Origin of the sequence: Streptomyces sp. GbtcB6 (assembly GCF_019091475.1) — a bacterium.
GTDB lineage: Bacteria > Actinomycetota > Actinomycetes > Streptomycetales > Streptomycetaceae > Streptomyces > Streptomyces hyaluromycini.
In genome coordinates, this window is record NZ_JAGXJL010000030.1 from 75,561 (window position 1) to 98,715 (window position 23,155).

Annotated in this window: 24 protein-coding genes and 1 pseudogene; 11 read left to right on the forward strand and 14 right to left on the reverse strand. The window is 70.9% G+C overall.

All coding sequences use genetic code 11. The annotated features are described in order from the left end of the window. Positions 1 to 23 precede the first annotated feature (23 nt). From KVT45_RS37415 to KVT45_RS56760, 3 genes and pseudogenes are all read right to left on the reverse strand, one after another. Positions 24 to 383 (reverse strand): annotated as a pseudogene (locus KVT45_RS37415) (DUF4265 domain-containing protein); the annotation flags it as partial. A 470-nt stretch (positions 384 to 853) separates the two neighbouring features. Continuing rightward, positions 854 to 1,636 (reverse strand): ALF repeat-containing protein, encoded by a 783-nt coding sequence (locus KVT45_RS37420; RefSeq protein ID WP_217553639.1) that lies wholly within the window; start codon positions 1,634 to 1,636, stop codon positions 854 to 856. 62 nt (positions 1,637 to 1,698) lie between these two features. Then, positions 1,699 to 2,385, reverse strand: coding sequence for a hypothetical protein (locus tag KVT45_RS56760; protein WP_254647905.1), 687 nt, complete (start codon positions 2,383 to 2,385; stop codon positions 1,699 to 1,701). Between the two features lie 89 nt (positions 2,386 to 2,474). Here KVT45_RS56760 and KVT45_RS56765 point away from each other — a divergent pair, with 89 nt between their 5' ends. The 4 genes from KVT45_RS56765 (at position 2,475) to KVT45_RS37435 (ending at position 5,504) form a co-directional block, all read left to right on the forward strand. Next, a complete protein-coding gene (locus KVT45_RS56765; RefSeq protein ID WP_254647906.1) occupies positions 2,475 to 3,026 on the forward strand; it encodes a hypothetical protein in 552 nt (183 codons plus the stop codon). Then, on the forward strand, positions 2,972 to 3,469 hold the full coding sequence (locus KVT45_RS56770) for an integrase (RefSeq protein WP_368857561.1): 498 nt from the start codon (positions 2,972 to 2,974) through the stop codon (positions 3,467 to 3,469). Before KVT45_RS56765 ends, KVT45_RS56770 begins: the two co-directional genes overlap by 55 nt. A 31-nt stretch (positions 3,470 to 3,500) precedes the next feature. Continuing rightward, positions 3,501 to 3,971 carry a hypothetical protein gene (locus tag KVT45_RS37430; protein WP_217553640.1) on the forward strand — a complete coding sequence of 157 codons (471 nt, stop codon included), beginning with the start codon at positions 3,501 to 3,503 and terminating at the stop codon, positions 3,969 to 3,971. Positions 3,972 to 4,142: 171 nt separating this feature from the next. Beyond that, a complete protein-coding gene (locus KVT45_RS37435; RefSeq protein ID WP_217553641.1) occupies positions 4,143 to 5,504 on the forward strand; it encodes a hypothetical protein in 1,362 nt (453 codons plus the stop codon). Positions 5,505 to 5,573: 69 nt separating this feature from the next. Here the strand turns inward: KVT45_RS37435 and KVT45_RS37440 are convergent, their stop codons facing one another. Together KVT45_RS37440 and KVT45_RS37445 are read right to left on the reverse strand one after the other, a co-directional pair. Further along, positions 5,574 to 6,299: a hypothetical protein gene (locus tag KVT45_RS37440; RefSeq protein ID WP_217553642.1), complete on the reverse strand. Its 726-nt coding sequence runs from the start codon at positions 6,297 to 6,299 to the stop codon at positions 5,574 to 5,576. Positions 6,300 to 6,434: 135 nt separating this feature from the next. Beyond that, entirely contained in the window at positions 6,435 to 8,513 is a 2,079-nt protein-coding gene (locus KVT45_RS37445; protein ID WP_217553643.1) for a SpoIIE family protein phosphatase, read from the reverse strand. Positions 8,514 to 8,788: 275 nt separating this feature from the next. Between KVT45_RS37445 and KVT45_RS37450 the strand changes: the two genes are divergently transcribed. The 4 genes from KVT45_RS37450 to KVT45_RS37465 all read left to right on the forward strand — a co-directional run bounded on the left by KVT45_RS37450 (position 8,789) and on the right by KVT45_RS37465 (position 12,843). Then, entirely contained in the window at positions 8,789 to 9,661 is an 873-nt protein-coding gene (locus KVT45_RS37450; protein ID WP_217553644.1) for a hypothetical protein, read from the forward strand. Between the two features lie 123 nt (positions 9,662 to 9,784). Then, positions 9,785 to 10,153 (forward strand): hypothetical protein, encoded by a 369-nt coding sequence (locus KVT45_RS37455; RefSeq protein WP_217553645.1) that lies wholly within the window; start codon positions 9,785 to 9,787, stop codon positions 10,151 to 10,153. A 105-nt stretch (positions 10,154 to 10,258) separates the two neighbouring features. Next, positions 10,259 to 12,274 (forward strand): NADPH-dependent 2,4-dienoyl-CoA reductase, encoded by a 2,016-nt coding sequence (locus tag KVT45_RS37460; RefSeq protein ID WP_217553646.1) that lies wholly within the window; start codon positions 10,259 to 10,261, stop codon positions 12,272 to 12,274. Between the two features lie 23 nt (positions 12,275 to 12,297). Continuing rightward, complete coding sequence (locus KVT45_RS37465) at positions 12,298 to 12,843, forward strand: PadR family transcriptional regulator (protein WP_217553647.1); 546 nt, start codon at positions 12,298 to 12,300, stop codon at positions 12,841 to 12,843. Between the two features lie 123 nt (positions 12,844 to 12,966). On the opposite strand, the gene KVT45_RS37470 is transcribed toward KVT45_RS37465, so the two are convergent. Continuing rightward, positions 12,967 to 13,512 (reverse strand): hypothetical protein, encoded by a 546-nt coding sequence (locus KVT45_RS37470; protein WP_217553648.1) that lies wholly within the window; start codon positions 13,510 to 13,512, stop codon positions 12,967 to 12,969. Positions 13,513 to 13,678: 166 nt separating this feature from the next. After that, entirely contained in the window at positions 13,679 to 14,641 is a 963-nt protein-coding gene (locus tag KVT45_RS37475; protein ID WP_217553649.1) for a fibronectin type III domain-containing protein, read from the reverse strand. 385 nt (positions 14,642 to 15,026) lie between these two features. Between KVT45_RS37475 and KVT45_RS56775 the strand changes: the two genes are divergently transcribed. Then, positions 15,027 to 15,713: a glycoside hydrolase family 75 protein gene (locus tag KVT45_RS56775; protein ID WP_308310982.1), complete on the forward strand. Its 687-nt coding sequence runs from the start codon at positions 15,027 to 15,029 to the stop codon at positions 15,711 to 15,713. A 61-nt stretch (positions 15,714 to 15,774) separates the two neighbouring features. Here the strand turns inward: KVT45_RS56775 and KVT45_RS37485 are convergent, their stop codons facing one another. Beyond that, on the reverse strand, positions 15,775 to 16,536 hold the full coding sequence (locus KVT45_RS37485; protein WP_217553651.1) for an SDR family NAD(P)-dependent oxidoreductase: 762 nt from the start codon (positions 16,534 to 16,536) through the stop codon (positions 15,775 to 15,777). Between the two features lie 161 nt (positions 16,537 to 16,697). Here KVT45_RS37485 and KVT45_RS37490 point away from each other — a divergent pair, with 161 nt between their 5' ends. Continuing rightward, entirely contained in the window at positions 16,698 to 17,333 is a 636-nt protein-coding gene (locus tag KVT45_RS37490; RefSeq protein WP_217553652.1) for a TetR/AcrR family transcriptional regulator, read from the forward strand. Between the two features lie 6 nt (positions 17,334 to 17,339). On the opposite strand, the gene KVT45_RS37495 is transcribed toward KVT45_RS37490, so the two are convergent. From KVT45_RS37495 to KVT45_RS37520, 6 genes are all read right to left on the reverse strand, one after another. Further along, entirely contained in the window at positions 17,340 to 17,750 is a 411-nt protein-coding gene (locus KVT45_RS37495) for a PTS-dependent dihydroxyacetone kinase phosphotransferase subunit DhaM (RefSeq protein ID WP_217553653.1), read from the reverse strand. Then, entirely contained in the window at positions 17,743 to 18,342 is a 600-nt protein-coding gene (gene dhaL / locus KVT45_RS37500) for a dihydroxyacetone kinase subunit DhaL (protein WP_217553654.1), read from the reverse strand. The genes KVT45_RS37495 and dhaL overlap by 8 nt, the downstream gene beginning before the upstream one ends. A 51-nt stretch (positions 18,343 to 18,393) precedes the next feature. Continuing rightward, on the reverse strand, positions 18,394 to 19,386 hold the full coding sequence (gene dhaK, locus KVT45_RS37505) for a dihydroxyacetone kinase subunit DhaK (RefSeq protein ID WP_217553655.1): 993 nt from the start codon (positions 19,384 to 19,386) through the stop codon (positions 18,394 to 18,396). Between the two features lie 425 nt (positions 19,387 to 19,811). Further along, positions 19,812 to 20,492 (reverse strand): ISAs1 family transposase, encoded by a 681-nt coding sequence (locus tag KVT45_RS37510; protein WP_217553656.1) that lies wholly within the window; start codon positions 20,490 to 20,492, stop codon positions 19,812 to 19,814. Continuing rightward, positions 20,489 to 20,989, reverse strand: coding sequence for a transposase family protein (locus tag KVT45_RS37515; protein ID WP_217553657.1), 501 nt, complete (start codon positions 20,987 to 20,989; stop codon positions 20,489 to 20,491). The genes KVT45_RS37510 and KVT45_RS37515 overlap by 4 nt, the downstream gene beginning before the upstream one ends. 153 nt (positions 20,990 to 21,142) lie before the next feature. Continuing rightward, positions 21,143 to 22,057: an SDR family NAD(P)-dependent oxidoreductase gene (locus KVT45_RS37520; RefSeq protein ID WP_217553658.1), complete on the reverse strand. Its 915-nt coding sequence runs from the start codon at positions 22,055 to 22,057 to the stop codon at positions 21,143 to 21,145. 148 nt (positions 22,058 to 22,205) lie between these two features. Here KVT45_RS37520 and KVT45_RS37525 point away from each other — a divergent pair, with 148 nt between their 5' ends. Beyond that, positions 22,206 to 23,075: a helix-turn-helix transcriptional regulator gene (locus tag KVT45_RS37525; RefSeq protein WP_217553659.1), complete on the forward strand. Its 870-nt coding sequence runs from the start codon at positions 22,206 to 22,208 to the stop codon at positions 23,073 to 23,075. Positions 23,076 to 23,155 lie beyond the last annotated feature (80 nt).

The window sequence follows — 23,155 nt, forward strand, 5'->3', positions numbered from 1 at the left end:
GCCCTGATTCTGGACCAACGGTGTCACGAAGGGCTGGCGAACGGTGTTGCGTCAGCCCACTCCCAGAAGGCGTGGCCGGCGTTGACTGCTGCCTCCATGAGGGCGAACAGTCCGGAGGGTTCGACGTCGGGCGGGACATCGACGGCGACGAAGCGTGCGCCGTTCCACTCACTCAGAAGGTCTGCCGCGATGATTTCTTCCTTGATCTTGTCAGCGGCTTTCTGGAGATCGGCGGGCGGCAGATCAGGAGTGAAGAGGAGCCGCAGAGTGGGATGCCAAGAGTTCGTGACCACCTCGCTGACGTAGTCGTCGTCGTTGAGCACCACAACGTCGCCCAGGGCAATCCCGTAGGTGGAGAACGGAATGCAGGCGACCTCGTAGCTCCCGTCGTTGACCGCCTTGAGTCAGAGCTGCTCGACCTGTCCGTCCAGGCCAAAGGGGGCCAGATCGGCGCGCGCGATGTAGTTGGTCGAGGCGCGTCCGACCGGCTGCGCGTGGACGACGAACTGCATGACGGCTCCCCCGATGACCAACTCCGATGGTCTGCCATGATGCCGGAGCCCGTCACTGCTGTCGTCGGCGGGGCGCGGGCAGCCCGAGTGGGACCGGTCCGGTCCGCTCGAAGCGGCTGGTCTGCTCGCGTTTGCTGCGGAGGAAATTGAGCGTCAGGTCGATTCCTTCGATCTCGCCCTGCCAGCCTTCGGCGACGGCCCGCTTGCGGCGGGCCTGTCCGGCGGTTCATGCCGCAGACGCGGGGCTGCGCGGACCCGCGTCTGCCGCGTTGCCGGGCCGGGCCGGGCCGCGTGCGGCGCGGGCCGGCCCGGTCGGTTGGGTTTCCGCGGCTGTGCTGTGCTCAGCTGTCGATCTCGTACTGGCCGACGGTGCGGAAGTAGCGGAGGGCTTCCGGGCTGCCGTCGTCGAGGACCGCCTGGATCGCGTCGTACATGGCGTCGCTGATGTTCGGGTCCGTGAGCATGTGGATGATGTACACGCGGTCGTCCTCGGCCTGCGCGAGCCGGTATCCGGTCCACCGGAAGTAGCTCAGGGCTTCGGCGGTACCGGCATCGAGGGCGGCGTTGGCCTCCGCTATCACCCTCTTGTCACCGTTCTGCGTGGCCACATACAGGATGTGTGCCACGGCCACGGAGTCGTCCTCGACCTGGGCCTGGGCGTACCCCGTCTCCAGGAAGGCACGCAGCGCTTCCGGGGTGTTGGCGTCGAGGGCGGCGTTGGCCGCCTTGATCACCCTCTTGTCACCGTTCTGAGTGGCCACGGCGAGGACATGGGCGACCGCGACGGAGTCGTCCTCGGCCTGGGCGAGGCGGCATCCCGTCTCAAGGAAGGCACGCATGTCCTCCGCCGTACCGCTCAGCGCCTCGTTGGCCTCGCGCAGCACGCCCGTCCCGGCGTTGTCGTCCGTGAGGATGTCCTGGATCGCGGCCCTGACTTGGTCGTCCGTCAGCTCGTCGACCGGGGTCCCGGTGCCGGACGAGACGTCCGGGCAGGCCGTGGCAGGCGTGGTGGTGACGGGCGTGGTCGGCGTGGACGCGTCGGCGGCGAAGGCCGGTGCGGTGAAGAGAAGGGCGGGCGTCAGAACGGTCGCGGCGATCAGCATTGCGGCGCGGGTCGGTCTCATGGATGTGCCTCCGTATTCGGTGGGTGGATCGGTACGAAGCATCCACATGCCAGATGCACGGATCAACACGTTTCTCGGCGGCGGCGACGTCGTACGGTCCTCAACTCTGCGGATATGAATATGAGTTCGGACATCACCGACGCCAGCGTGCGCTGTCCGTCCCGAGTCCTCGGTCGGGTTCGGGGCGGACAGAGAGCCGCTGGAGGCGGCGGCAGATGGCCGGCGTTCGCGCGGCCCGAGCGGCGTCCGCGATCGAGCAGGAACAGGTTGAGGACCGGCCCAGCGCCTTCCTCCCGGTGGAAGTCGTAGAGCGAGCGGAGAACGGTCTCGCAGCGCGCCTGCGTTCGCGCCGCGTACTTCGGCCCCGGCGTCGGCTTCCCCGTCACCTGGTCCGCAACCGATGGCCACTCGGTGCACTTCCACCAGTACCACGTGGCGGACACATCGACGGCGAGATCTACCAACGGTGGCGCGAGCGGGTCGCAGTCCGCGTCGACGGCAAAGGGCAGCGCGACTTCGACCCCATTCTTCGGGCCGTCCGCGCCTTCTACGCAGATCTCCAGGCGTGGGCCGCGGCGGAACCCGAGCAGTGGGCGATCTGGGTGGCGCCCTGTCCGGTCTCCGACGCCGAGGTCCGCGGCTACGGGATCCGCGAACGACGCGTCAAGGAACGCATGGACGACCGCACCCGGCAACGGCAACCGCTGCTGAACACCCTCGTGGAACACCTGGAGAACCGGTACGGCCACCTCCGTGGCCTCCTGCTCGGGCCGCGGACGCAACTGGCGGACAGACCATCACCCTGGAGGGCCGCACCTACCGGCGCCTGTGGAGCCGGGTGGATGAACGCCGCGTCCGGCTCGGAGGACTGGCGAACGTCCGCGTCCGCGAACTGGACAGCGGCAAGTACATCAACGCCACGCATGCAGAGGACGCCGCATTCTGGGAGTGGGCGATCGTTGAGGTCCGGCGGCACTCAGGCGTGCGTATAGAGGAGGCCCTGGAACTTGCCCATCTCAGCATCCGGCAGTATCAACGGCCCAACGGCGAGGTCATCGCCTTGCTCGTAGTCGCTCCCTCGAAGAGCGACCGGGAACGCGTCATCCCCATGTCGGCCGAGCTGTTTGCTGTCATCGCGGCCATCGTCCGCCGCCACACCACCGGCGGCCAGACCATCCCGCTGCTGCCCCGCTACGACCCGAAGGAACGGCAGAGCAGCCCGCCCATGCCGTTCTTGTTCCAACGCGCCACTGCGTCGAGCTCGCCGAACAGCACCCCGGCTTCCTTGCCACCAGCTTCACGCCGCACGATTTTCGCCGACTCCTGGCCACGGAACTGGTCGACAGCGGGCTCCCGATCCACATCGGAGCCGCCCTACTCGGACATCTGAATCTTCAAACGACTCGCGGTTACGTCGCCGTGTTCAACGAGGACGTCGTCCGGCACTACCAGGGATTTCTCGACCGGCGCCGCCGAGCCAGGCCAACCGACGAGTACCGGCCGGTTACCGAACCCGAATGGCTCGGCTTCGAGCAGCACTTCGACCAGCGCAAAGTCGAGTTGGGAGGATGCGCTCGCTCCTACTCGACACCTTGCCAGCATGAGCACGCCTGTCTGAGATGTCCCATGATCAACATTAACCCGAAGATGCTGCCCCGCCTCGACGAGATCGAAGTCGACCTTCTGACCCGCCGAGCCCGAGCCGAAGCAGAGGGGTGGCTCGGTGAGCTCGAAGGAATCGACCTGACCTTGTCTTTCCTGGGCCAGAGGCGGGACCAGACCCGTCGACTCGCCAGGGTCGCACCGGCCGACCTCGGCATACCCAGCATCTAGCAGCGATCAGCGACCAGGCGAGAATGAGCGGATGTATTGCCTGCAGGCGGTCATCGCCACCGAATCCATGCTCCGCGAGTTGGCCGGCTCCATCACAGAGGCGTGCATCGTTCCTCTCGGCCAGCACCTCTGGCTCTTGCCGATGACCGACGCGCTGTTCGATGCGGTCACGGTCGCCGGAGCACCCGAACTCGACGGGTTCTGGAAGGCGCCAGCAGGCTTCGATCGTCTGCTGACCGTGTGCTCGGAAACAGGACCGGTGGCCTACGTCGAGGCCGAGTACTTCGGAGGGGCAGGGACTCAGAGTGCGCAGGTCTGGGATGCCGGGAAGATGGTCCTTGGCCCGTTGTGCCTGGCCGAAGGGGAGCCGTGGCCGACGAGTGGCACTCCGATCTCCCAGGCGCTGCGGCGACTCGGCGCTGCCAAGGGCAATCACGTCGACGAGTTCGACGCAGTCGGACTCGTCCGTCACCGCAACACAGATGACTGGCTGGCTATGTAGGCGGAAGCGGAGAGTGGATGTCGGCGAGTTCTGACATCGGTTCTTGATCGAAATGCCAGGAGATGTCGGTGAGAACCGAGAGCACCGGTAAGACTGTGTGGGCGCGTCGGAGGTCGACGGCACAAGTCGGCAGGACGAAGGTTGCTGCCAGGGCTCGGCTAGCGTGGACGCATGGTCCATCTCAAGCAACCGCAGTTGTCCGGGCTGGGACGGAACCCGGCCGCATCGCCTGACGTCTTGGTGCGTCTGTCCGCGCACGAAGCGGGTCGGCACGGGCTGACCTTGCGTAGGGGGCAGCTGCCGGATGCGGTGGCCGAGGCATTGCTGACGCACGGCGGCAGGGATTCGGCGGTGCTCTTGAACAGAAACCAGGTCTCCCCGGCGATGCGCCGCCGGATCGCCGGGCATCCCGATCCGGCGATCCGCGATGCCCATGCGGACTTCGTCCGGACCATGGTGGAGCGCGGGGTGCCAATGAGCATCGACGACCTGGTCGAAGCCTATGGCCAGCCGCCGGCGGAACTCGCGGCCAGCTCCGATCCCAAGCTGCGCGCGATGGTCGCGCAGACCTGGCGGGAGCGGCCGATCGTCGTGCAGTTGACGCTGCTCACCGATCCGGACCCCGAGGTGCGGGCCGCGGCCACCCAAGCCAAGGACCCGGGTGTCCCTCCGGAGTACTACGAGCGCTGCCTCGCCGATCCGGCCATCCGGGCCAACGTTGCGTGTCGTATCCCGCTGACGTTCGACCAGTTCGACCGGCTGCTGGCGACCGGGGACGAGACGGTGCTGCACGCCGTGGCCGGCAATCCGCACCTGACCTCCGACATGGTGTCCCGCCTGCAGGACAGTGCAGACCCATCCGTGCGTGTCGCGGTGGCCTACAGCCGCCACGTCACCCCCGAGACCCGGGACCTACTGCTCGCGCTGGTGGAGGCCGAGGACGCGACCGGCAGCGACGAAGCCGCTCTCGCTCTCCACTGGTCGCCCTACGAACCGAGCTGGCTGCGGGACGCACCCCTCGCCGAGCGACTGACCTACATCGACTGCCCGCACGCGGTGTTCCGGCGGATCCTGGCAGCCAGCCGGGACCTGCCGGAGGCAGCCTGGCAGACGCTGGACGAAGATCCGGACGTGTCCGTCCGCCGCACCGCCGCCCACCGACCCGACACAGCGCCAGAGGTCTTGCTGCGACTGATCCGAGCCCACGGCGAGCGCTCCCACGTCCGGCCCCTGCTGGTGGACCACCCCAACTTCCCACGCGAGGAGCTGCGCGACCTCGTGGATGAGCGGGACCCGAGGGTGCGCATCCTCGCCCTGAAGGACCCCGAGCTGCCCGTTGCGCAGCTGCGGCGGTTCGGGGACTGCGAGGAGTCATTCATGCGCGCGGGAGTGGCCCGGCATCCCAATGTCAGCGCAGACCTGCTGGAGCGACTGCTGGTGGACCCGGAGCCCAGGGTCGCCGAGGACGCTGCGGCCAACCCTGTGCTGCCAAGGGCATGGATGGACCGCATCATCACCGAGGCTGGCCTCTGACGGCCGGTCGGGGCACCGTAAAACCATAGTCTTGGAGCCAACACCCGAGCGCTCTCAGAACTCTAGGCCCTAGGTGGTGGCCCCGCTCCCCGAAGGGCTCGGTGACGGTGAGCGGTCGCCGGGGCGCTGCCACGGGCCGCCGCGGTCGTGCATGCCGCCGCGGCCCATGCCCATGAAGTCGCCCGAGAGGGCGCCGGACGCGGTCAGCTTGCCGTCGCCGCCGCGGGTGCCGATCAGGAAGGCCGTCGCGTCCTTCTTCAGCGCGTCGGAGTCGCCCCGCACCTTGACGTCCGAGCCCACGGTCCACGTCCAGGACGTGCCGTCGTCGCTCTTCACCGTGACCTGGTCGCCGTCCACCTTCTGGACGGTGCCCCGCTGCCAGACCCGTACCACGTACTTGCCGGTGTCCGGGTCCTTGACGGTCGCCTCGCCGTGCACGCCCATGCCGAACCAGCCGTGTCCGGGGCCCCGCCCGTCCGGCGAAGGGGGTGCCGACGGCGTACCGGAGGCGGCCGGGGGAGTGGCGGAGCCGCTGTCGCCGGAGCCGGCGGCGAACGCCACCGTGCCGCCCAGGGCGAGCGCCCCGGCGACGAAGGCCACGGTCACCGCGCGCACGCGGATCGACTGGCGGCGCCACCGGTCGCGCAGTGGCGCGCCCGGCTCGTGGTCCGGTCCCGGCCCCGAGAGGACTTCCCACTCCGGGGCGGCCTGCGGGGGACGGTCGGGCATCGGGGGGATCGACGGTTCGGTTCCGTCGACGTCACGGCGGTCTTCCTGCTCCGGTTCGTGCGTCACGGCTCGCTCCCATCGGCGAACGGCACGCGGCATCGCGCGATGCATGCCTCTCTGTGAATTGTGGGAGTCCGCCGATAAGAACCTGGTAATGAGTCCCTGTGAATTCGATGAATCCGGGGCCTTTGATCCTTTCCGTCACGGCAGTTCCCGTGCCCGCGCGATGAGCAGCGCCACGTCGTCGTGGTTGTCGGGGTGGTGCAGCTCCCGCAGCAGCAGGTCGCAGGCCTCCTCCAGCGGGCGGGCGGGATCGTCGAGCAGGGCCAGCAGCTCGTCCAGCCGTTCGTCCAGGGAGTGCCTGCGGGTCTCGACCAGACCGTCGGTGTAGAACACCAGCTCGTCGCCGGGTTCGAAGTCGACGGTCGTGGTGGCGAAGGGGATACCGCCCACGCCCAGCGGGACCCCGGTGGGCAGGTCGAGGAGTTCCGGCGGCCGGCCGGGGCGGACCCGGGCCGGCGGCAGATGGCCGGCGTTGGCGATCCGGCACCGGCGCAGATGCGGGTCGTACACGGCGTACACGCAGGTCGCGATGGAGTGGTCGAGGCCCGACGTGGTCTTGTCCAGGTGTTCGAGGAGCATCGCCGGATCGAGGCCGAGGGCGGCGAGGGTGGTCGTCGCGGTGCGCAGCCGGCCCATCGTCGCGGCCGCGTTGATGCCGCTGCCCATCACGTCGCCCACCACCAGGGCCGTTCTGTCGCCGTCCAGCGGGATGACGTCGAACCAGTCGCCGCCCACCTCGACGGTGGCGCCCGCCGGCTGGTAGCGGGAGGCGACCTCCAGGCCCGGGGTGACCCGGGGATGGGTGGGCAGCAGGCTGCGCTGGAGGGTCAGGGCGGTGGTGCGGGCGTTCTGGTACCAGCGGGCGTTGTCGATCTGCACGGCCGCCCGCGCCGCCAGTTCCCGGGCCAGCAGCAGATCGTCGTCGTCGAAGGAGGCCGGATTGCGGGTGCGTCTGAGATCGAGGGCGCCCAGCACCTCGCCGCGCGCGATCAGCGGCACGGCCAGATACGAGTGCACCCCGGCCCGGGCCAGCAGCATCGCGGCCTCCCGGGAGGGGGCGATCCGCGCCAGGTCCCCGTCCTTGACCTGCGGGACGACGACGGCCTCCCCGGTCCGCACGCACTCGGTGATCAGCCGGTCCGGCGCGTACCGGGCGACCGTGCCCGGCGCGGCGGCGGCCTGGACCGCGTCCGCCTCCTGCTCCGCGCGCACGGCGAGGGCCCGCAGCACGGCCGGCTCGCCGGGGCCGAGCGTGCTGCGCCGGCCCTCGACCACCGTGTCCAGCAGGTCCACGGCCGCGAAGTCGGCGAGCTCCGGGACGGCGACGTCGGCCAGCTCCCGGGCGGTGCGCTCCAGGTCCAGGGTGGTGCCGATGCGGGCGGAGGCGTCGGCGATCACGGCCAGGCGGCGGCGCGCGTGCTCGGCCTCGACCCCGGCCCGGTACGGCTCGGTGATGTCCACCACCGACGTGGCCACGCCCAGCACGTTGTCCAGCGCGTCCTCCAGCCGGTAGACCGACACCGACCAGATGTGCTCCTCGTCCGGGTCGGCCGGCGTACGGCCCACCGCGGACTCGTCGATGACCGGCTCACCGGTGCGCAGCACCCGCAGGTAGGCCGACTCCAGGGCGTCGGCGTCCAGGGAGGGCAGCACCTCGCGGATCGTCCGCCCCACGTGCTCCTCGGCCGGGACGCCGTTCATCTGTTCGAGAGCCGGGTTGACCGACACGAACCGCAGCTCCGTGTCGAGGACGGCCAGTCCGATCGGCGACTGCTTCACGATCCGCTCGGACAGCGCCACGTCCTGCTCCAGCCGGCGCACCGTCGACTGGTCGGCGGCCAGACCCAGCGCGAACACGTCGCCGTTGTCGTCCATCAGCCGCATGTTGCGGAACTCGACCACATGGGTGGTGCCGTCCTTGTGCCGGATCGGGAAACCGCCGGCCCAGCTCCGCCCGGTGCTCATCACGTCGGCGAACAGCTTGCCGACCAGTTCGATGTGGCGCTCGTCCACCATCAGCCGGGCCGCGTACTGGCCCAGTGCCTCCCGCGCCGTGTAGCCGAACAGCTCCTCCGCCTGTGGGCTCCACAGCACGATGCGCCCCTTGGCGTCCAGCACCACCGAGGCCACGCTCAGGACGTCCAGCAGCCCGCCCGGCCGCACGGGTCCGCGCACGGGCTCCCGGCCCCCCGGCACCGAAGCCTCGGCTGGACTCATCGCACGCACCGCCTTCGAACCTCCGCACGGCACGTCGTCCCCCGTGCCGACTCCCCTTGTTCTATCGCGCTCACACCCGACTCTCCGACGCCGCCGCCGACTTTTCCACCATCTCTCAACAAGGCGGCATCCGTATGGCGAAGCGACCAGAGGGGCGGCAGAGGTGTGAGTTCACTTTCCCGTCCCGTCATTGGTCTGTACATGTCCGGTGGGCCCGCGCCAGACTGACCGGCGCACGCGCGTCCCACCCCCCTGATACCGAGGAGTAGGCTTCCATGCCCGCGTCCCCCCGGCAACGTTGTCGCGCAGGCCTGACCGCCCTGGTCGCCCTCGCCACCACCATGGTCCTCGCGACCGCCGCCCCGGCCTCCGCGGCCGACACCTGGACCGAGACCGGCTCCGACCATGCCGATGCGCTCACCGAGAGCCAGGGCCTGACCTCGGTCGAGGTCCCGGCCAACAGCCCCAACCGGTACACCGGCATCGGCACCATCCCGATCAGCGTCTCCAGCCGCGGCTGGAACCACGTCGGCGACCCCGACGAGTCCTACGACGGCTACTACGTCGAGCCCTACCAGGCGGACTCCGGCACCGCCAAGATGTACCGGGTGCAGGCTCCCGACGGCACCTGGTCGGAGTACGTCCACACGCTCGCCTCCGGCGAGGCCCTCAACAACTCCTGGGCCGCCATCACGCCCGACAGCCAGTACATGCTCTCCGGCGAGTACGGCACGATGACCCGCTTCCTGGCCTTCCCGACGCCGGGCGCCAACAAGAGCACCTCGCCGTCCGCGAACCTCCCGCTCGCGTCCGTCGTCAACCTGGACCACGCCGTGCGTGACGTGCAGGGCTGCGACTTCTCCAGTGCCACCACGCTGCTGTGCTCCTCGGACGACCCGGACGGCAGCCTCTTCGGCTACACCAAGCCGCTCCTGCAGATCGACCTGTCCGCCCAGCCCGGCTCCGGCAACGTCACCGGGCATGTCACCGCGCTGCGCCAGCTCCCGCTGCGCAGCTCCTGCTCGGGCACCTTCGAGGCCGAGGGCATCGACTACGACCGGCGCACCGGCACCCTGCGCGTCGTCGTGATGTCGCCGAGCATCTGCATCCTCACGGACAGCAAGACCTACAAGTTCACCCGAGGCTGAGTCCTCGGCGGCTGCTCCTGACGGGTGGTGCACCGCCCGGAAATCGGTGCTTTTCTGTTGGCATGGCGCGGTTCGCGGGGGAACCCGTGGCACCGCGCCATCGCCATGAGAGGAGCGATCACGATGGACCGTGTGCGCATGCACGAGGAACCCGTCTCCCTCGAGATCAGTGGATGCAACAAGGAGGACGCCCGGATCGTGTTCGACGCGCTGTGCCAGTGCTTCGAGTCCGACCGGGCCGCCGAGGACGTGCCGCAACAGCTCCACGAGACGCGCCCGATGGTGTGGCTCGGCACGTTCGAGGTCACCGACGCCCACGAGTGCACCCCGCCGCCCCGGCTCTCGGCCACGGTCGAGGCCGACGCGCAGGGCGGCTACTGGGCGATCAGCCGGCTCCATACGACCCTCGACTCCCTGTTCGCCGTACGCAACCTGTCCTCCGCCTCGGGCGACCAGGAGAGGGAGCTGCACGTCCTGCTCGAAAGCCGGTGACCGGTGATCTGAGACACGTCACCCCGAGGTCATTGTGCAACTAGTTGCATAATCCGTGCGCGGTCCTCTACAACTGCTGTGACGACACCGCGCACGGAGGCCCCGATGAGCCGTTACCCGCATCTGCTGAAACCCCTCGACCTGGGCTTCACCACGCTGCCCAACCGCGTGCTCATGGGATCCATGCACGTGGGCCTGGAGGAGGCCGAGCGCGGCTTCGAACGGATGGCGGAGTTCTACGCGGCCCGGGCCCGCGGGGGAGTCGGCCTCATCGTCACCGGCGGCATCGCACCCAACGACGAGGGCCGGCCGTACGAGGGCGGCGCCAAGCTCACCACCGAGGAAGAGGCCGAGCAGCACCGGGCCGTCACCGACGCCGTGCACCGCGAGGGCGGCCGGATCGCGATGCAGATCCTGCACTTCGGCCGGTACGCCTACCACCGCGACCTGGTCGCCCCCAGCCCCCTCCAGGCCCCCATCAGCCCCTTCCCGCCCCGCGAGCTGACCGACGCCGACGTCGAGCGCACCGTCGACGACTACGTCCGTGCCGCCCGCCTCGCCCGGCAGGCCGGCTACGACGGCGTCGAGATCATGGGCTCCGAGGGCTACCTGATCAACGAGTTCATCGCCGCCCCGACCAACCGGCGGACCGACCGCTGGGGCGGCTCGTACGAGAACCGGATGCGGTTCCCCGTCGAGATCGTCCGCCGGGTGCGCGAGGCCGTCGGCGACGACTTCATCATCGTCTACCGGCTGTCCATGCTGGACCTGGTCCCCGGCGGCTCCTCCCTCGACGAGGTGATCACCCTCGCCAGGGCCGTCGAGGCCGCCGGGGCGACCATCATCAACACCGGCATCGGCTGGCACGAGGCCCGCATCCCGACCATCGCCACCTCGGTCCCGCGCGGCGCCTACACCTGGGTCACCAAGAAGCTGATGGGCGCGGTGTCCGTGCCGCTGGTCACCACCAACCGCATCAACACCCCCGAAGTCGCCGAGGAGTTGCTCGCCGAGGGCTTCGCCGACATGGTCTCCATGGCCCGCCCGATGCTCGCCGACCCCGACTTCGTCGCCAAGGCCGCGGCCGGTACGCCCGAGGCCATCAACACCTGCATCGGCTGCAACCAGGCCTGCCTGGACCACACGTTCAGCGGGAAGATCACCTCCTGCCTGGTCAACCCGCGCGCCTGCCACGAGACCGAGCTGGTCCTCGCCCCGACCCGGCTGAAGAAGCGCGTCGCGGTGGTCGGCGCCGGACCGGCCGGCCTCGCCTGCGCGGTGTCCGCCGCCGAACGCGGCCACCAGGTAACCCTGTTCGACAACGCGGCCGAGATCGGCGGTCAGCTGAACGTGGCCCGCAAGGTCCCCGGCAAGCAGGAGTTCGACGAGACCCTGCGCTACTTCCGCCACCAGCTCGACGCCCACGGCGTGGACGTACGCCTGAACACGACCGTCGAGCCCGAGGACGTCACCGGCTACGACGAGGTCGTGGTCGCCACCGGCGTCACCCCGCGCACCCCCGACATCCCCGGCATCGACCACCCCCGCGTCCTCGGCTACCTCGACGTGCTGCGCGACAACGCCCCCGTCGGCGACCGCGTCGCGATCCTCGGCGCCGGCGGCATCGGCTTCGACGTCGCCGAGTACCTCACCGACGGCGGCGACAAGGCGAGCGACGACCCGTCGACGTACTTCAGGCACTGGGGCGTCGACATGGACTACCGGGGCCCCGGCGGTCTGACCGCCCCCGAGCGCCCCGCGCCCCCGCGCACCGTCCACCTGCTCCAGCGCAAGGCCAGCAAGGTCGGCGCCGGACTCGGCAAGACCACCGGCTGGATCCACCGCACCGAACTCAAGCACCGCGGCGTCACCATGGTCCCGGGCGTGCAGTACGACCTGATCGACGACGCCGGACTGCACGTCACCGTCGACGGGGAGAGCACGGTCCTGGAGGTCGACACCGTCGTGCTGTGCACCGGGCAGGAACCGCGCCGGGGTCTGTACGAGGAGCTGGTCGCCGCCGGCTGCAGCGCGCACCTCATCGGCGGCGCCGACGTCGCCGCCGAGCTGGACGCCAAGCGGGCCATCAAGCAGGGCACCGAGCTGGCGGCCGCCCTGTGAGCGGCCGTCCCTAGGATGAGCCCATGTCACTCCCGCACGCGATCCTCACCGCCCTGCTCGAAAGGCCGTCGTCGGGGCTTGAGCTGACCCGCAGGTTCGACAGGTCGATCGGTTACTTCTGGTCGGCCACGCACCAGCAGATCTATCGCGAGCTCGGAAAACTGGAGGCGGAGGGCTACATCCGCACGCTGTCGGCCGAGCAGCCGGCCCGCGGGCAGAAGAAGAGCTACGAGGTCCTGCCGGCGGGCCGCGCCGAACTGGCCCGCTGGACCGCCGCCTCCCAGGACCCCAGGCCGCTGCGGGACGTGCTCCTGCTGCGGCTGCGCGCGGCCGCGGTCGTCGGCACCGACGGTCTCGAAGCCGACCTGCGCCGCCATCTGGAGCTGCACCGGCGGCAGTTGGCCGAGTACGAGGAGATCCAGCGCCGCGACTTCCCGCCGGGCAAGGACGCCCCCGAGGACCGGCTGCGCCATCTGGTGCTGCGGGCCGGCATCGACCTGGAGACCTTCTGGACGCAGTGGCTCGGCCACGCGCTGGAGGAGTTCGGCGAACTGCCTGACCTGCCCTGAGGGCAGCGCCCCGTAAGGGGCGCGGGGCCGGATCCGATATGCGGCTGCCGCCGCGTGGGCGCGACCAGCCACGACGGCGCCGCAGCCGACAGACGGCGTATCGCGGCAGTTCCAGCGGAGCGCTCAGAGCCGGTACGGCTTCGAGCGCTTGCGCAGGTACCAGCCCGTCGCGATGACGCCCGAGCCGACCAGCGCCGCGCCGATGCCCAGCGTGAGCGGCCCGTAGTCGCGGGCGGCGCCGCCCAGACCGCCCATCACGCCCCGGGCGGGGGTGGCCGACCTGGTGGTGGAGGAGGTCGTCGGCGCGACGGCGGCTCCGGACACGATCACCGACTGGGTGCCCGCCGTCCCGCCGTTGGAGCAGACGACGACCACCGTGTAGGTGCCCGACGGCACCCCCGACCAGGCCGCGGACTGGCTCACGGTGGTGCCCGCCAGGGCCACCTGCCGTCCCTGGGCGAAGGCGGTCTGACCGCTGTTGAGCAGCGAGGCGTTGCCCCAGCTGCCGTTGCTCTGGGTGCAGGCGCTGGTGACCACCGAGACCTGGGTGCCGATGGTGCTCACCGAGATGCCCGAGAGCGCGGCGGACGGGCCGGCGAGCCAGGCCGGGAACGCGGCGGCGGCCGCCAGGGTCAGGCCGGAGCGGAGGAGAAGTCGGGTAGTGCGCATGGGCTGTCCTCCGGCGGCACGGTTGGCGGAACCCCTTGCGCCGCCGAGGGTCGGGAAACGCCCGTGCTGCCACAGGTTCAGCGAAAGGGGCCCCGCCGTGTCCCGCACCCGGAGGGCGACCGGTCAGGTGACTTCTTCCCCCGTCCGGCCCAGGCCCGGATGCGCGTCAGGCCTCCGTCGTCACGGTCCGCTCCACCGACCAACCGCCCCAGGTGCCGTCCGGCAGCCGCGCCCGGAGCCGCACCCGGTGCACGACCCCATGGTCCCGGCCCACATAGAAGCTATAGGTCGCACGGCCCTTCGGCGGGGTGCCTCCCCACACCAGGGAGGTGCTCGTACCGCTGTCGAGCCGGATCTGGTATTCCGTGACCACACCGTCCACCTGCGGCGGATCCCAGGCCAGGTCGAGGTAGTAGGCCCCGCTCTCCTCGTGGGTCCGTGCCGTGAAGGAGGCCGGCGCGGTGTCCCGGCCGTCGCCCGTGCCCGGCGTGGTGAGGCGCAGCGCGGTGCTCGCGGGCGAGAGGTTGTCGGCCGCGTCCCGGGCCCGGACGGTGAAGACATAGCGGGTGCCCGGCCGCAGCCCCGTGACCACGGTCGCGGTCTGGTTCCCGCCCACACTGTGGATCTTGGCACCGCCCTGCCAGATCTCGTACGACACCACGGCCCGGTCGTCCTTCGAGGCGCCCCAGGACAGCTGTACCGCACGGCTGCCCACGGCCCGGCCGTCCGGCCGCGCGGGACGGGTCGGCGCCGAGCGGTCCGCCGCGACCATCGCCGGTGTGGTCGCCCGCACCGCACGGCTGCGCGGTCCGAGGCTGCCGTCCCCGCCCCGGGCCCGCACGGTGAACACATACACCGTGGACGGCCTGAGCCTGGTGACGTCCACCATGTGCTCGGACCCCGGCACTTCCTCGACCTTCGTGGTGCCGCGATATACCTCGTAGCCGCGGATCCCGGAATCGTCCGGCAGCGCGTTCCACATGACGTGCACGCTGGTGGCGCTTCCGGCCGCCGCCGTGACCCCCGTGGGGGCACCGGGCAGCCGGCCGCTGTCACCGTCGGCGGCCCCGCCCCAGCCGCAGGACGACACCGACAACAGGACGCAGACCACGACGGCAACTCGGCGCACGGTTCCGCCTCCCCGGGGATGGCAGCACGGCAATGGTCCGGACCAATATGGCCTGCCCGGGATGCGGACATCAAGAGGGCCGTATTGCAGACGGCGGGGGAGAGTTACGTATGCTGAGTGCCCTGCGGTCGAACTTCCCCGGAGAACAGGGGAGTTCGCGCTTGTGGCGCGGAACGCTGTCGTCGCTGATCCCGCGCCGGCACGGGCGGCCGGGGCGGCCTGGGCTGACACCGGCTCAGCGCCCCGGCCCTCGGCTGCCTCTCACGAAGTGTCAGTTTCGTTGCTCCGAACGGCCCTGTACGGCCTTCGCCTGCTGGCTCGGCCGCCGGACCCGCACCAGATTGTTCCGGTGACTCCATGTCCCCCACGAAAAGGGTCCCTCATCGTGCGTGTCCAGTCGCTGACGCTGGCCGCGGCCGGCGCCGCCCTGCTCGCCCCGGCCACACTGCCCGCCCCCGCGGTCTCCTACGCGGCCCCCGGTGACCGGCACCGGATCACCGCCGCCGACCTGTTGGCCCGGGTGCAGGACTGCGCCCAGGTCTCCAAGGGCCGCTACCGCTCGGACGCCGGTACCGCCGCCACCGTCCCCGTGTGCGGCACCCGGCAGGCCGTCTTCTGGAAGGCCGACCTCGACATCGACTGCGACGGCCGGGCCACCGCCCACTGCAACCGCACCGCCGACCCGGCGTTCTTCGCCGCCACCGCCTTCCAGCAGTCCGACGGCGGCCAGCTCAACGCCGAGGAGCTGCCGTATGTCGTCGTACCCGGCGTCAGCGGCCGCTGGAACCACCGGGCGTCCGGGATCCGGGGCGGCGCGGTCGCCGCGGTCATCTACAAGGACCGGGTGCAGTACGCCGTCGTCGGCGACACCGGACCGCGCGACATCATCGGCGAGGCCTCCTACGCCACCGCGAAGGCGCTTGGCGTGAACCCCGACCCGCGGGTGGGCGGGGTGCCGTCCGGCGTCACCTACATCGTCTTCAAGGACTCCGGGATCCAGCCCATCGAGGACCGCGAGGCGGCGGAGGCGGAGGGGGAGCGGCTGGCGGAGCAGTTCGCCGGGGACGACTGACCGGGCCGGCCGGCCGCCGCCGGCACCGCGGGCAGGGCGGCCGCGCCTTCGGCGGTGCGGGTCAGACGGCCGCCCAGCCGTTGTCCACCGGCAGGATCGCGCCGTTGATGCTGCCGGCCGCGTCCGAGGCCAGGAAGACGATCGCCGCCGCCTGATCCTCGGGCTCGGAGACCTGGCCCACGTTGCCGAAGTACGGGCCGAGCGCGGCCGGCCCGTGCGCGCCGTCCTCCGGGTCGACGCTGATACCGGTCCTGGTGCCGCCGGGGGCGATCGCGTTGGCCCGGATGCCCTGGTTGCGGTACATCACCGCCAGGCTCTTGGTCAGGCCGACGACACCGTGCTTCGAGGCCGTGTAGGCGGCACCCGCCGCGCTGCCGCGCAGGCCGGCCTCGGAGGCGGTGTTGACGATCGCGCCCCGGCCCGCCGCCAGCATGTGGGGCAGCACCGCCCGGGTGAGCAGGAACGGCGCGGTGAGGTTGACGCGTATCACCCGCTCCCACTCCGAGTCGGCGACGTCCGCGAGCGCCGACATCCGGTCCATGATCCCGGCGTTGTTCACCAGGACGTCCACCCCGCCGAACCGGTCCACGGCGGTCGCGACCACCCGGTCCACCACGGACTGCTCGCTGAGGTCGCCGGTGACGGCCACGGCCGTACCGCCCGCCTTCTCGATCTCCTCGACCGCCGTGCCCGCGGCCTCGGCGTTCAGGTCGGCGACCAGGACCCGGGCACCCTCCCTGGCGAAGGCCAGGGCGGTGGCCCGCCCGATCCCCGATCCCGCGCCGGTGACGATGACGCCGCGCCCGTCGAGTCCGCTGGCCATGTGGTGCTCCCATCAGGTGGTTCGAGGACGCACTGCGCCCGGCGCGGTCACACCATACGACTTAATGTCTTCGAGTGACATAAAGTCGCGGTGGGAATTTTCCGCCACCCGGCTCCTCGGGGAGAATCCCGGTACAGCAGTCACCGGCACCGGAGGGACAGATGACCGCAGGGGGACGCACGGGACGACCGCCCCTGACCGAGGAGCGCAAGGCCGAGACCAGACTGGAGATCGCCCGCGCCGCGGTGGACCTGTTCGTCGCCCAGGGGGTGGCCGCGACCACGGGCGAGCAGATCGGGCAGGCGGTCGGCGTCTCGGCGCGCACGGTGTGGCGCTACTTCCCGAGCAAGGAGGCCTGCGTACGACCGCTGTTCGTGGCCGGCATCGAGGCCGTCGCCGACTGTCTGCGCGCCTGGCGCCCCGGCCAGCCGCTGGCGGAGGCCTTCGAGGACGCCGTACCGACGGACAGCCGGCTGGTGCGCGGCCCGGACCGCGCCACCATGGGCGCCCTGGTCCGGCTGACCCGCGGCGAACCGGGCCTGCGCGCGGAGTGGCTGCAGTCCTACGACGAGGCCGAACCGGCGTTCGCCCGCGCTCTCGCCGAACGCTCCGGGCTGCCCGCCGACGACCTGCGGCCCACCATCCAGGCGGCCATGTTCAACGCGGCACTGCGCGCGGCCGTAGAGCACTACGCCTGGCGCGTCGCCGACGAGACCACGGACCCCGCCACGGCGGAGGCCGAGCTCACGGCGACCATGCGCTCGGCCCTCGCGGTGGCGGCGGAGGGGCTCGCCTAGGGGGTCTCAGACCTTGCGGTAGGTGTACGCCTCGGCGGCCGCCGCCTCCACCGCGCCGAGGTCGGCCCCGGTGGCCGCCGTGACGACCGCGGCGACCGCGCCCTCGACGAACGGGGCGTCCACCAGCCGGGTGCCCTCCGGGAGTTCGTCGCCCTCGGCGAGCAGCGCCTTCACGGTGAGCACCGCGCTGCCCAGGTCGGTCAGGACGGCGACCCCCGCGCCCCGGTCCACGGACGCGGCAGCGGCGGCGATCAGCTCGGCGCTGGTGCCGAGCCCGCCGCCCTCGGTGCCGCCCGCCGGGGCGACCGGCACCGCCGTGGCGCCACCCGCCAGCCCCTTCGCCAGCTCCGCGACGGACTCCGCGACCTGCGCGCTGTGCGACACCAGCACGATCCCGACCAGCTTGTCGTCACTCACCGGCCGCCTCCGCGAGTCCCGCGACGAGCAGCGCCGACGAGGTGGCGCCCGGGTCCTGGTGGCCGATGCTGCGCTCGCCGAGATAGCTCGCCCTGCCCTTGCGGGCCTGCAGCGGGATCGTCGCCTCGGCGCCCTGCTCGGCGGCGGCCCGCGCCGCCCCGAAACCGTTGCCGAGCGCGTCGACGGCCGGCACCAGGGCGTCGATCATCGTCTTGTCCCCGGGCGCGGCCCCGCCGAGCGCCATGACCTTGTCCACCCCGGCCCGCAGCGCCTCGGCGAGCTGGGCCTCACTGACCTCGGCCGCGTCGCCCAGCGCCTTGCCGGTGCTGCGCAGCAGCGTGCCGTACAGCGGCCCGGACGCGCCGCCGACCGTGGAGATCAGCCGGCGTCCGGCGAGCGTCAGCACGGCACCCGGGGTGTCGGGCGCGTCCTTCTCCAGCGCGGCGACCACCGCCTTGAACCCGCGCTGGAGGTTGCTGCCGTGGTCGGCGTCCCCGATGGGGGAGTCGAGGGCGGTGAGCCGCTCCGCCTCGCGGTCGACGGAGGCGGCGGTCGCCGCCATCCAGCGGCGGAAGAAGTCGGCATCGAGCACTGGATCTCCTTGCGTTGCGGTACGGACGCGGGTCGGTGCTGTCTCTCTCGCTCACATCCCCCAGCGCAGCGCCGGTGTCCTCACCGGTGCGTCCCACAGCCGCAGCAGCTCCTCGTCGACCTGGCAGAGCGTGACCGAGGCGCCGGCCATGTCCAGGGAGGTGACGTAGTTGCCGACCAGTGTGCGGGCAACGGTGACACCGCGCTCGGCGAGCACCCGCTGGACCTCGGCGTTGAACCCGTACAGCTCGAGGAGCGGGGTCGCGCCCATGCCGTTGACCAGGACGAGGACCGGGTTGCGCGGGGGCAGGTCCTCCAGGACGGCGTTGACCGCGAAGTCGGCGATCTCGCCGGAGGTCATCATGGCCCGCCGCTCCCGGCCCGGCTCGCCGTGGATGCCGATGCCCAACTCCAGCTCGCCGGGCGGCAGATCGAAGGTCGGGGTGCCCTTCGCCGGGGTGGTGACGGCGCTCAGCGCGAAACCGAAGCTGCGGGAGTTCTCGTTCACCTGGCGCCCGACGGCCTCCACCCGGTCCAGCGGCTGACCCTCGGCGGCGGCTGCGCCGGCGATCTTCTCGACGAACAGGGTGGCGCCGGTACCGCGCCGGCCCGCGGTGTACAGGCTGTCGGTGACGGCCACGTCGTCGTTGACGAGCACCTTCGCCACCTGGATGCCCTCGTCCTCGGCGAGTTCGGCGGCCATGTCGAAGTTGAGCACGTCGCCGGTGTAGTTCTTCACGATGAACAGCACCCCGGCCCCGCTGTCCACGGCCGCGGCGGCCCGGGCCATCTGGTCCGGCACCGGGGACGTGAACACCTCGCCCGGACAGGCGGCCGTCAGCATCCCGGGGCCCACGAATCCGCCGTGCAGCGGCTCGTGCCCGGAGCCGCCGCCCGAGACCAGCGCGACCTGCCCGGCGACGGGGGCGTCCCGCCGGACGATCACCCGGTTCTCCACGTCCACGGTGAGGTCGGGATGAGCCGCCGCCATTCCCCGCAGCGCATCCGCCACCACGGTCTCCGGAACGTTGATCAGCATCTTCATGCCTGTCTCCTAAGAAGCCTAACTCTCTGACCGGCGTCTTTCCTGTTCAGGGCGGGTTCTGGCCGTTCGTCGATCTTGGCGGTCCGAGGCGACTGGCGGCACCTTCTGCCCGGACCGGTGCTGGGTGAATGCTGACGTGGCTGTCTATCAGTATCGACCTCGCGGTAGCGAAGGTCATGTGCGCTGCGGCTCACGGATTGCCCGCAGCGGTCGCGACACCGCGTCGCGACCGCTGCGGGCACTACGGCGGGCACCTGCGGGCCGGGCGGCGGTGCGGCGTGCGGGCTGGCTGGTCGGCGAGGAGCACTGTCCCCGCCTCCGTCAGCAGGCGTCGAGGATGTCGCTGGACGAGGACTTCGAAACGCTGTGTGTGGAGCCGAGCAACCGGTCCGTGAGGCGGGTCTGTTGCCAGGGGTGATGCGTTCTCAGGCTGTGATACGGAGCATGGCGGTCGCGTGCTGAGGGCGTGACCGGTAGTGATCGGCTGCGGCAGCGATGTTGGTCCAGCCTGCTTGGCGCATGAGTGCGATGGTGAGGTTGCGCAGGGTGGCCATGGCGCGGGGTGCGGTGCCGGTGCGTATGCGTGAGTTGTCCTCGCCATAGGTGACGTCTCGGATGTGGTGCGGGGCCTCAATTGACCAGTGATTCTGGATGAGTTCGGCGAGTTTTGCCGGGTCGGCCTGTTCGGGCGGCAGGCTGGTGATCACGTAGACGGTCTTCGTCTCGGCCTTGCCAGTCTTGCGGTGGGTGCGGCGGCGCTTGATCTCCAGGGCCTGGACGGCGTGCGGGAAGAGTAGACCGGGACGGACGGTGCAGACCTTCAGACGGCGGATCTCACGGCGGCCGTGTCCGGCCTTGATGGTGCGGTGCTGCAGCGGGATCTGCTGCCAGGGCAGGCGCCGCAACTGCTTGCGCAGCTTCTTCTGGTTCCCCTTGACCACCAGGAGGTAGTGGCCGCCGGTGGTGACGACGTGCTCGGCGTGGGCGCGCTGGGTGTGCATCGCATCGGCGGTGACGACCACGCCGCGCAGGTCGATCCGGTCCAGCAACGGGGCGAAGGCGGGTATTTCGTTGCTCTTCGCGGCGATTCGGCGCTCGACGATCACGGTCTGGCAGGCGTGGAGCGCGGCGGCGAGCAGGTGTGCGGCGCCGATGTCGGTGCGAGACCCCGCACGGTCTTGCCGTCGACGGCCAGGCCGATCAGCCGGTCGCCCGGTTCGTCGACCGGGTCGGCGGTGTACCGGGCGAGCCAGGCGCCCACCGCGTCGTCCAGGGCGTCGCCGTCCAGGCGGGCCAGGAGCCGTCCCAGCGTGGAGGCGTTCGGTGTGCCGGCAGTCAGCCCGAGCCGTTCACGCAGGTTGCAGTCGGTATTGGCGGCGAAGCGGGCGATGGCGGCCAGTGAGGTGGCTCCGCCGAGGACGGTGACCAGGCACAGTGTGAGCAGGGAGCCCAGGCGGTAGCGGCGGCCCCGGACCCGTCGGGGATCGGGTACCCGGCCCAGCACGTCCGCCAGGCAGGTGAGCTGCGGCGGTTCCGGATCCGGGCAGGTGGAGTCGATGTCTGCGCAGTGGCGCCGCAGGACACCGATCAGGGAGGATGACACGCGAACGCGACCTCTGTTCGTGATCAAAGGCTTCGACAACCTTGATCATCAGGAGTCACGTTCACTGCTGCCAGCCGGGCCATTCGCTCACTGCTCGATCTATCGGGGTGAACCGCTCATCACGTCGCCTGAGAGCGCATCCGCCCTGGATGCTCACGCCGCGGTGAGCCGTTCAGCGGCATCCCAGAGTTCGCCTTCACGCCGCTCGTCGTAGGACTCCTCCGACGAGCGGTCCGCACGGCTGCGGTCGACGTAGGAGCCGGTCGGCGCCTGGGTCGTGCCGAGGACGACGTCGGCGAGGTAGCGGCCCGCCGCGTTGCGGCTGGTGGCGAACGGGGTGAGGGCCATCGCTGGCAGGATGCGGCGCATCGCGAACCGGGAGACGGGATCTGCGTTGCGGGCGAGGCCGGTGCCGGGTACGAAGCCCGGGTTGTAGGCGACGGCGTCGATTCCGGCCGGCAGGCGGCGCGCGTACTCGTGCACGAGGTAGATGGCGGCCAGCTTGCTCGTCGAGTACGCGGTGCGCCCGGCGACCGCGGTGTCCGGCTTGGGGAAGGCGCCGGTGCGGGCGAGGACGTCCGGGGACTTCCAGGCCGGGCCGGGCACCATGCCCATGTTGTGCTTGAAGTCGCCGAAGTGGGTGTCGCTGGCGGTGATCACGATCCGGGCGGGAGCGGCGAAGTGGTCCTGGAGCAGGCGGACGAACAGGTGGTTGGCGAGGACGTTGACCGTGAAGGTGGACTCGAACCCGTCGGGTCCCTCGGTGAGCGCGTTCGTGTACTGAATGCCCGCGTTGCCCACGAAGCCGCGCAGCGGCGGCAGGTCACCGCGGTCGAGCCGGACGCGGATCTCGGTGGCGGCCGAGCGGACGCTGTCCAGCGAGCCGAGGTCCGCCCAGATGTGCGAGACCGTGTTCCCGCCCGTGGCGAGTTCCGCAGCGAGCTGTGCGCCGGAGGATCCGCGGGCGACGACGAGAAGGTGCACACCCGGCAACTGGCGCAGGATGTGCTCCGCGGCGATGCGGCCGATCCCCTGGCTCGCGCCCGTCATCACGATGGTGTGCTTCATGGAAGGCTCCTTCACTGGTCAGCCGATGTCGCCCGGCTTGGGCGCAGCCCCACGTTCGCCGCTTGCGCCACCGCCAACCAGCGCCGTCCCCGTCACTAGGACCGGCAGTACCCAGGCTGATGCGGCGCCGCACGGCGAGAATGAACCCATGGCTGCCTCCCGCTCCGATTTCGCCGCACTCCTGCGCGCCTGGCGTGACCGCCTCTCCCCGGCCGACGCCGGCTTCACCGTGACGGACGGCCGTCGTGCCCCGGGACTGCGCCGCGAGGAGCTGGCGCAGCTGGCCGGGCTTTCCGTCGACTACGTTCTGCGCCTGGAACAGGGACGCGCGACCAGCCCCTCGGCCCAGGTCGTCGGTGCCCTCGCCCGGGCCCTTCAGCTCTCCCGCGCCGAGCGCGACCAGCTGTACCGAAGCGCCAGGCTCCTGCCGCCACGGGACGGGACGGTCAGTACCCACGTGCCCCCGGGGATCCAACGGCTCGCCGCGCGCCTCGGCGACGTCCCGATCGGCGTGTTCACCGCCGACTGGACCCTGGTGTGGTGGAACACCATGTGGAGCGCCCTGCACGGCGACCCCGCCGTCATCCCGACCGCCGAACGGAACCTTGCCCGCGCACTCTTCGGCAACGGCGCCGCACACGCCTCGACACTTCCCGTCCGGTCCGAGCGCGGACCAGACGCCTTCGAGGCGTCGGTCGTCGCCGACCTCAAGGACGCCGTGTCCCGCTATCCCGCGGACGCCCAGCTCGATCGTCTCGTGCAGGAACTGCGAGAAATATCCGATGTCTTCGCTCATCACTGGGCCACGCAGACGACCGCCACCCCGCACACGACTGACCGCAAGACGATCCGGCATCCGGAGATCGGCGACATCCTGCTCGACTGCGACGTCCTCATCGTGCCCGGCGCGGACCTGCGCATGGTCACCTACACGGCAGCGACCGGAAGCAGCGACGCGGGGAAACTGGACCTTCTTCGCGTCACAGGTGGCCGCCGTACCGCCACCGCGCTCCCCTGACCGGCGGCTGCTGGGCGGTTTCGCCGAACCGACTGGGCGAACCTCACCGCTACCGCCGGCCACTATCGGACCGAGCACGT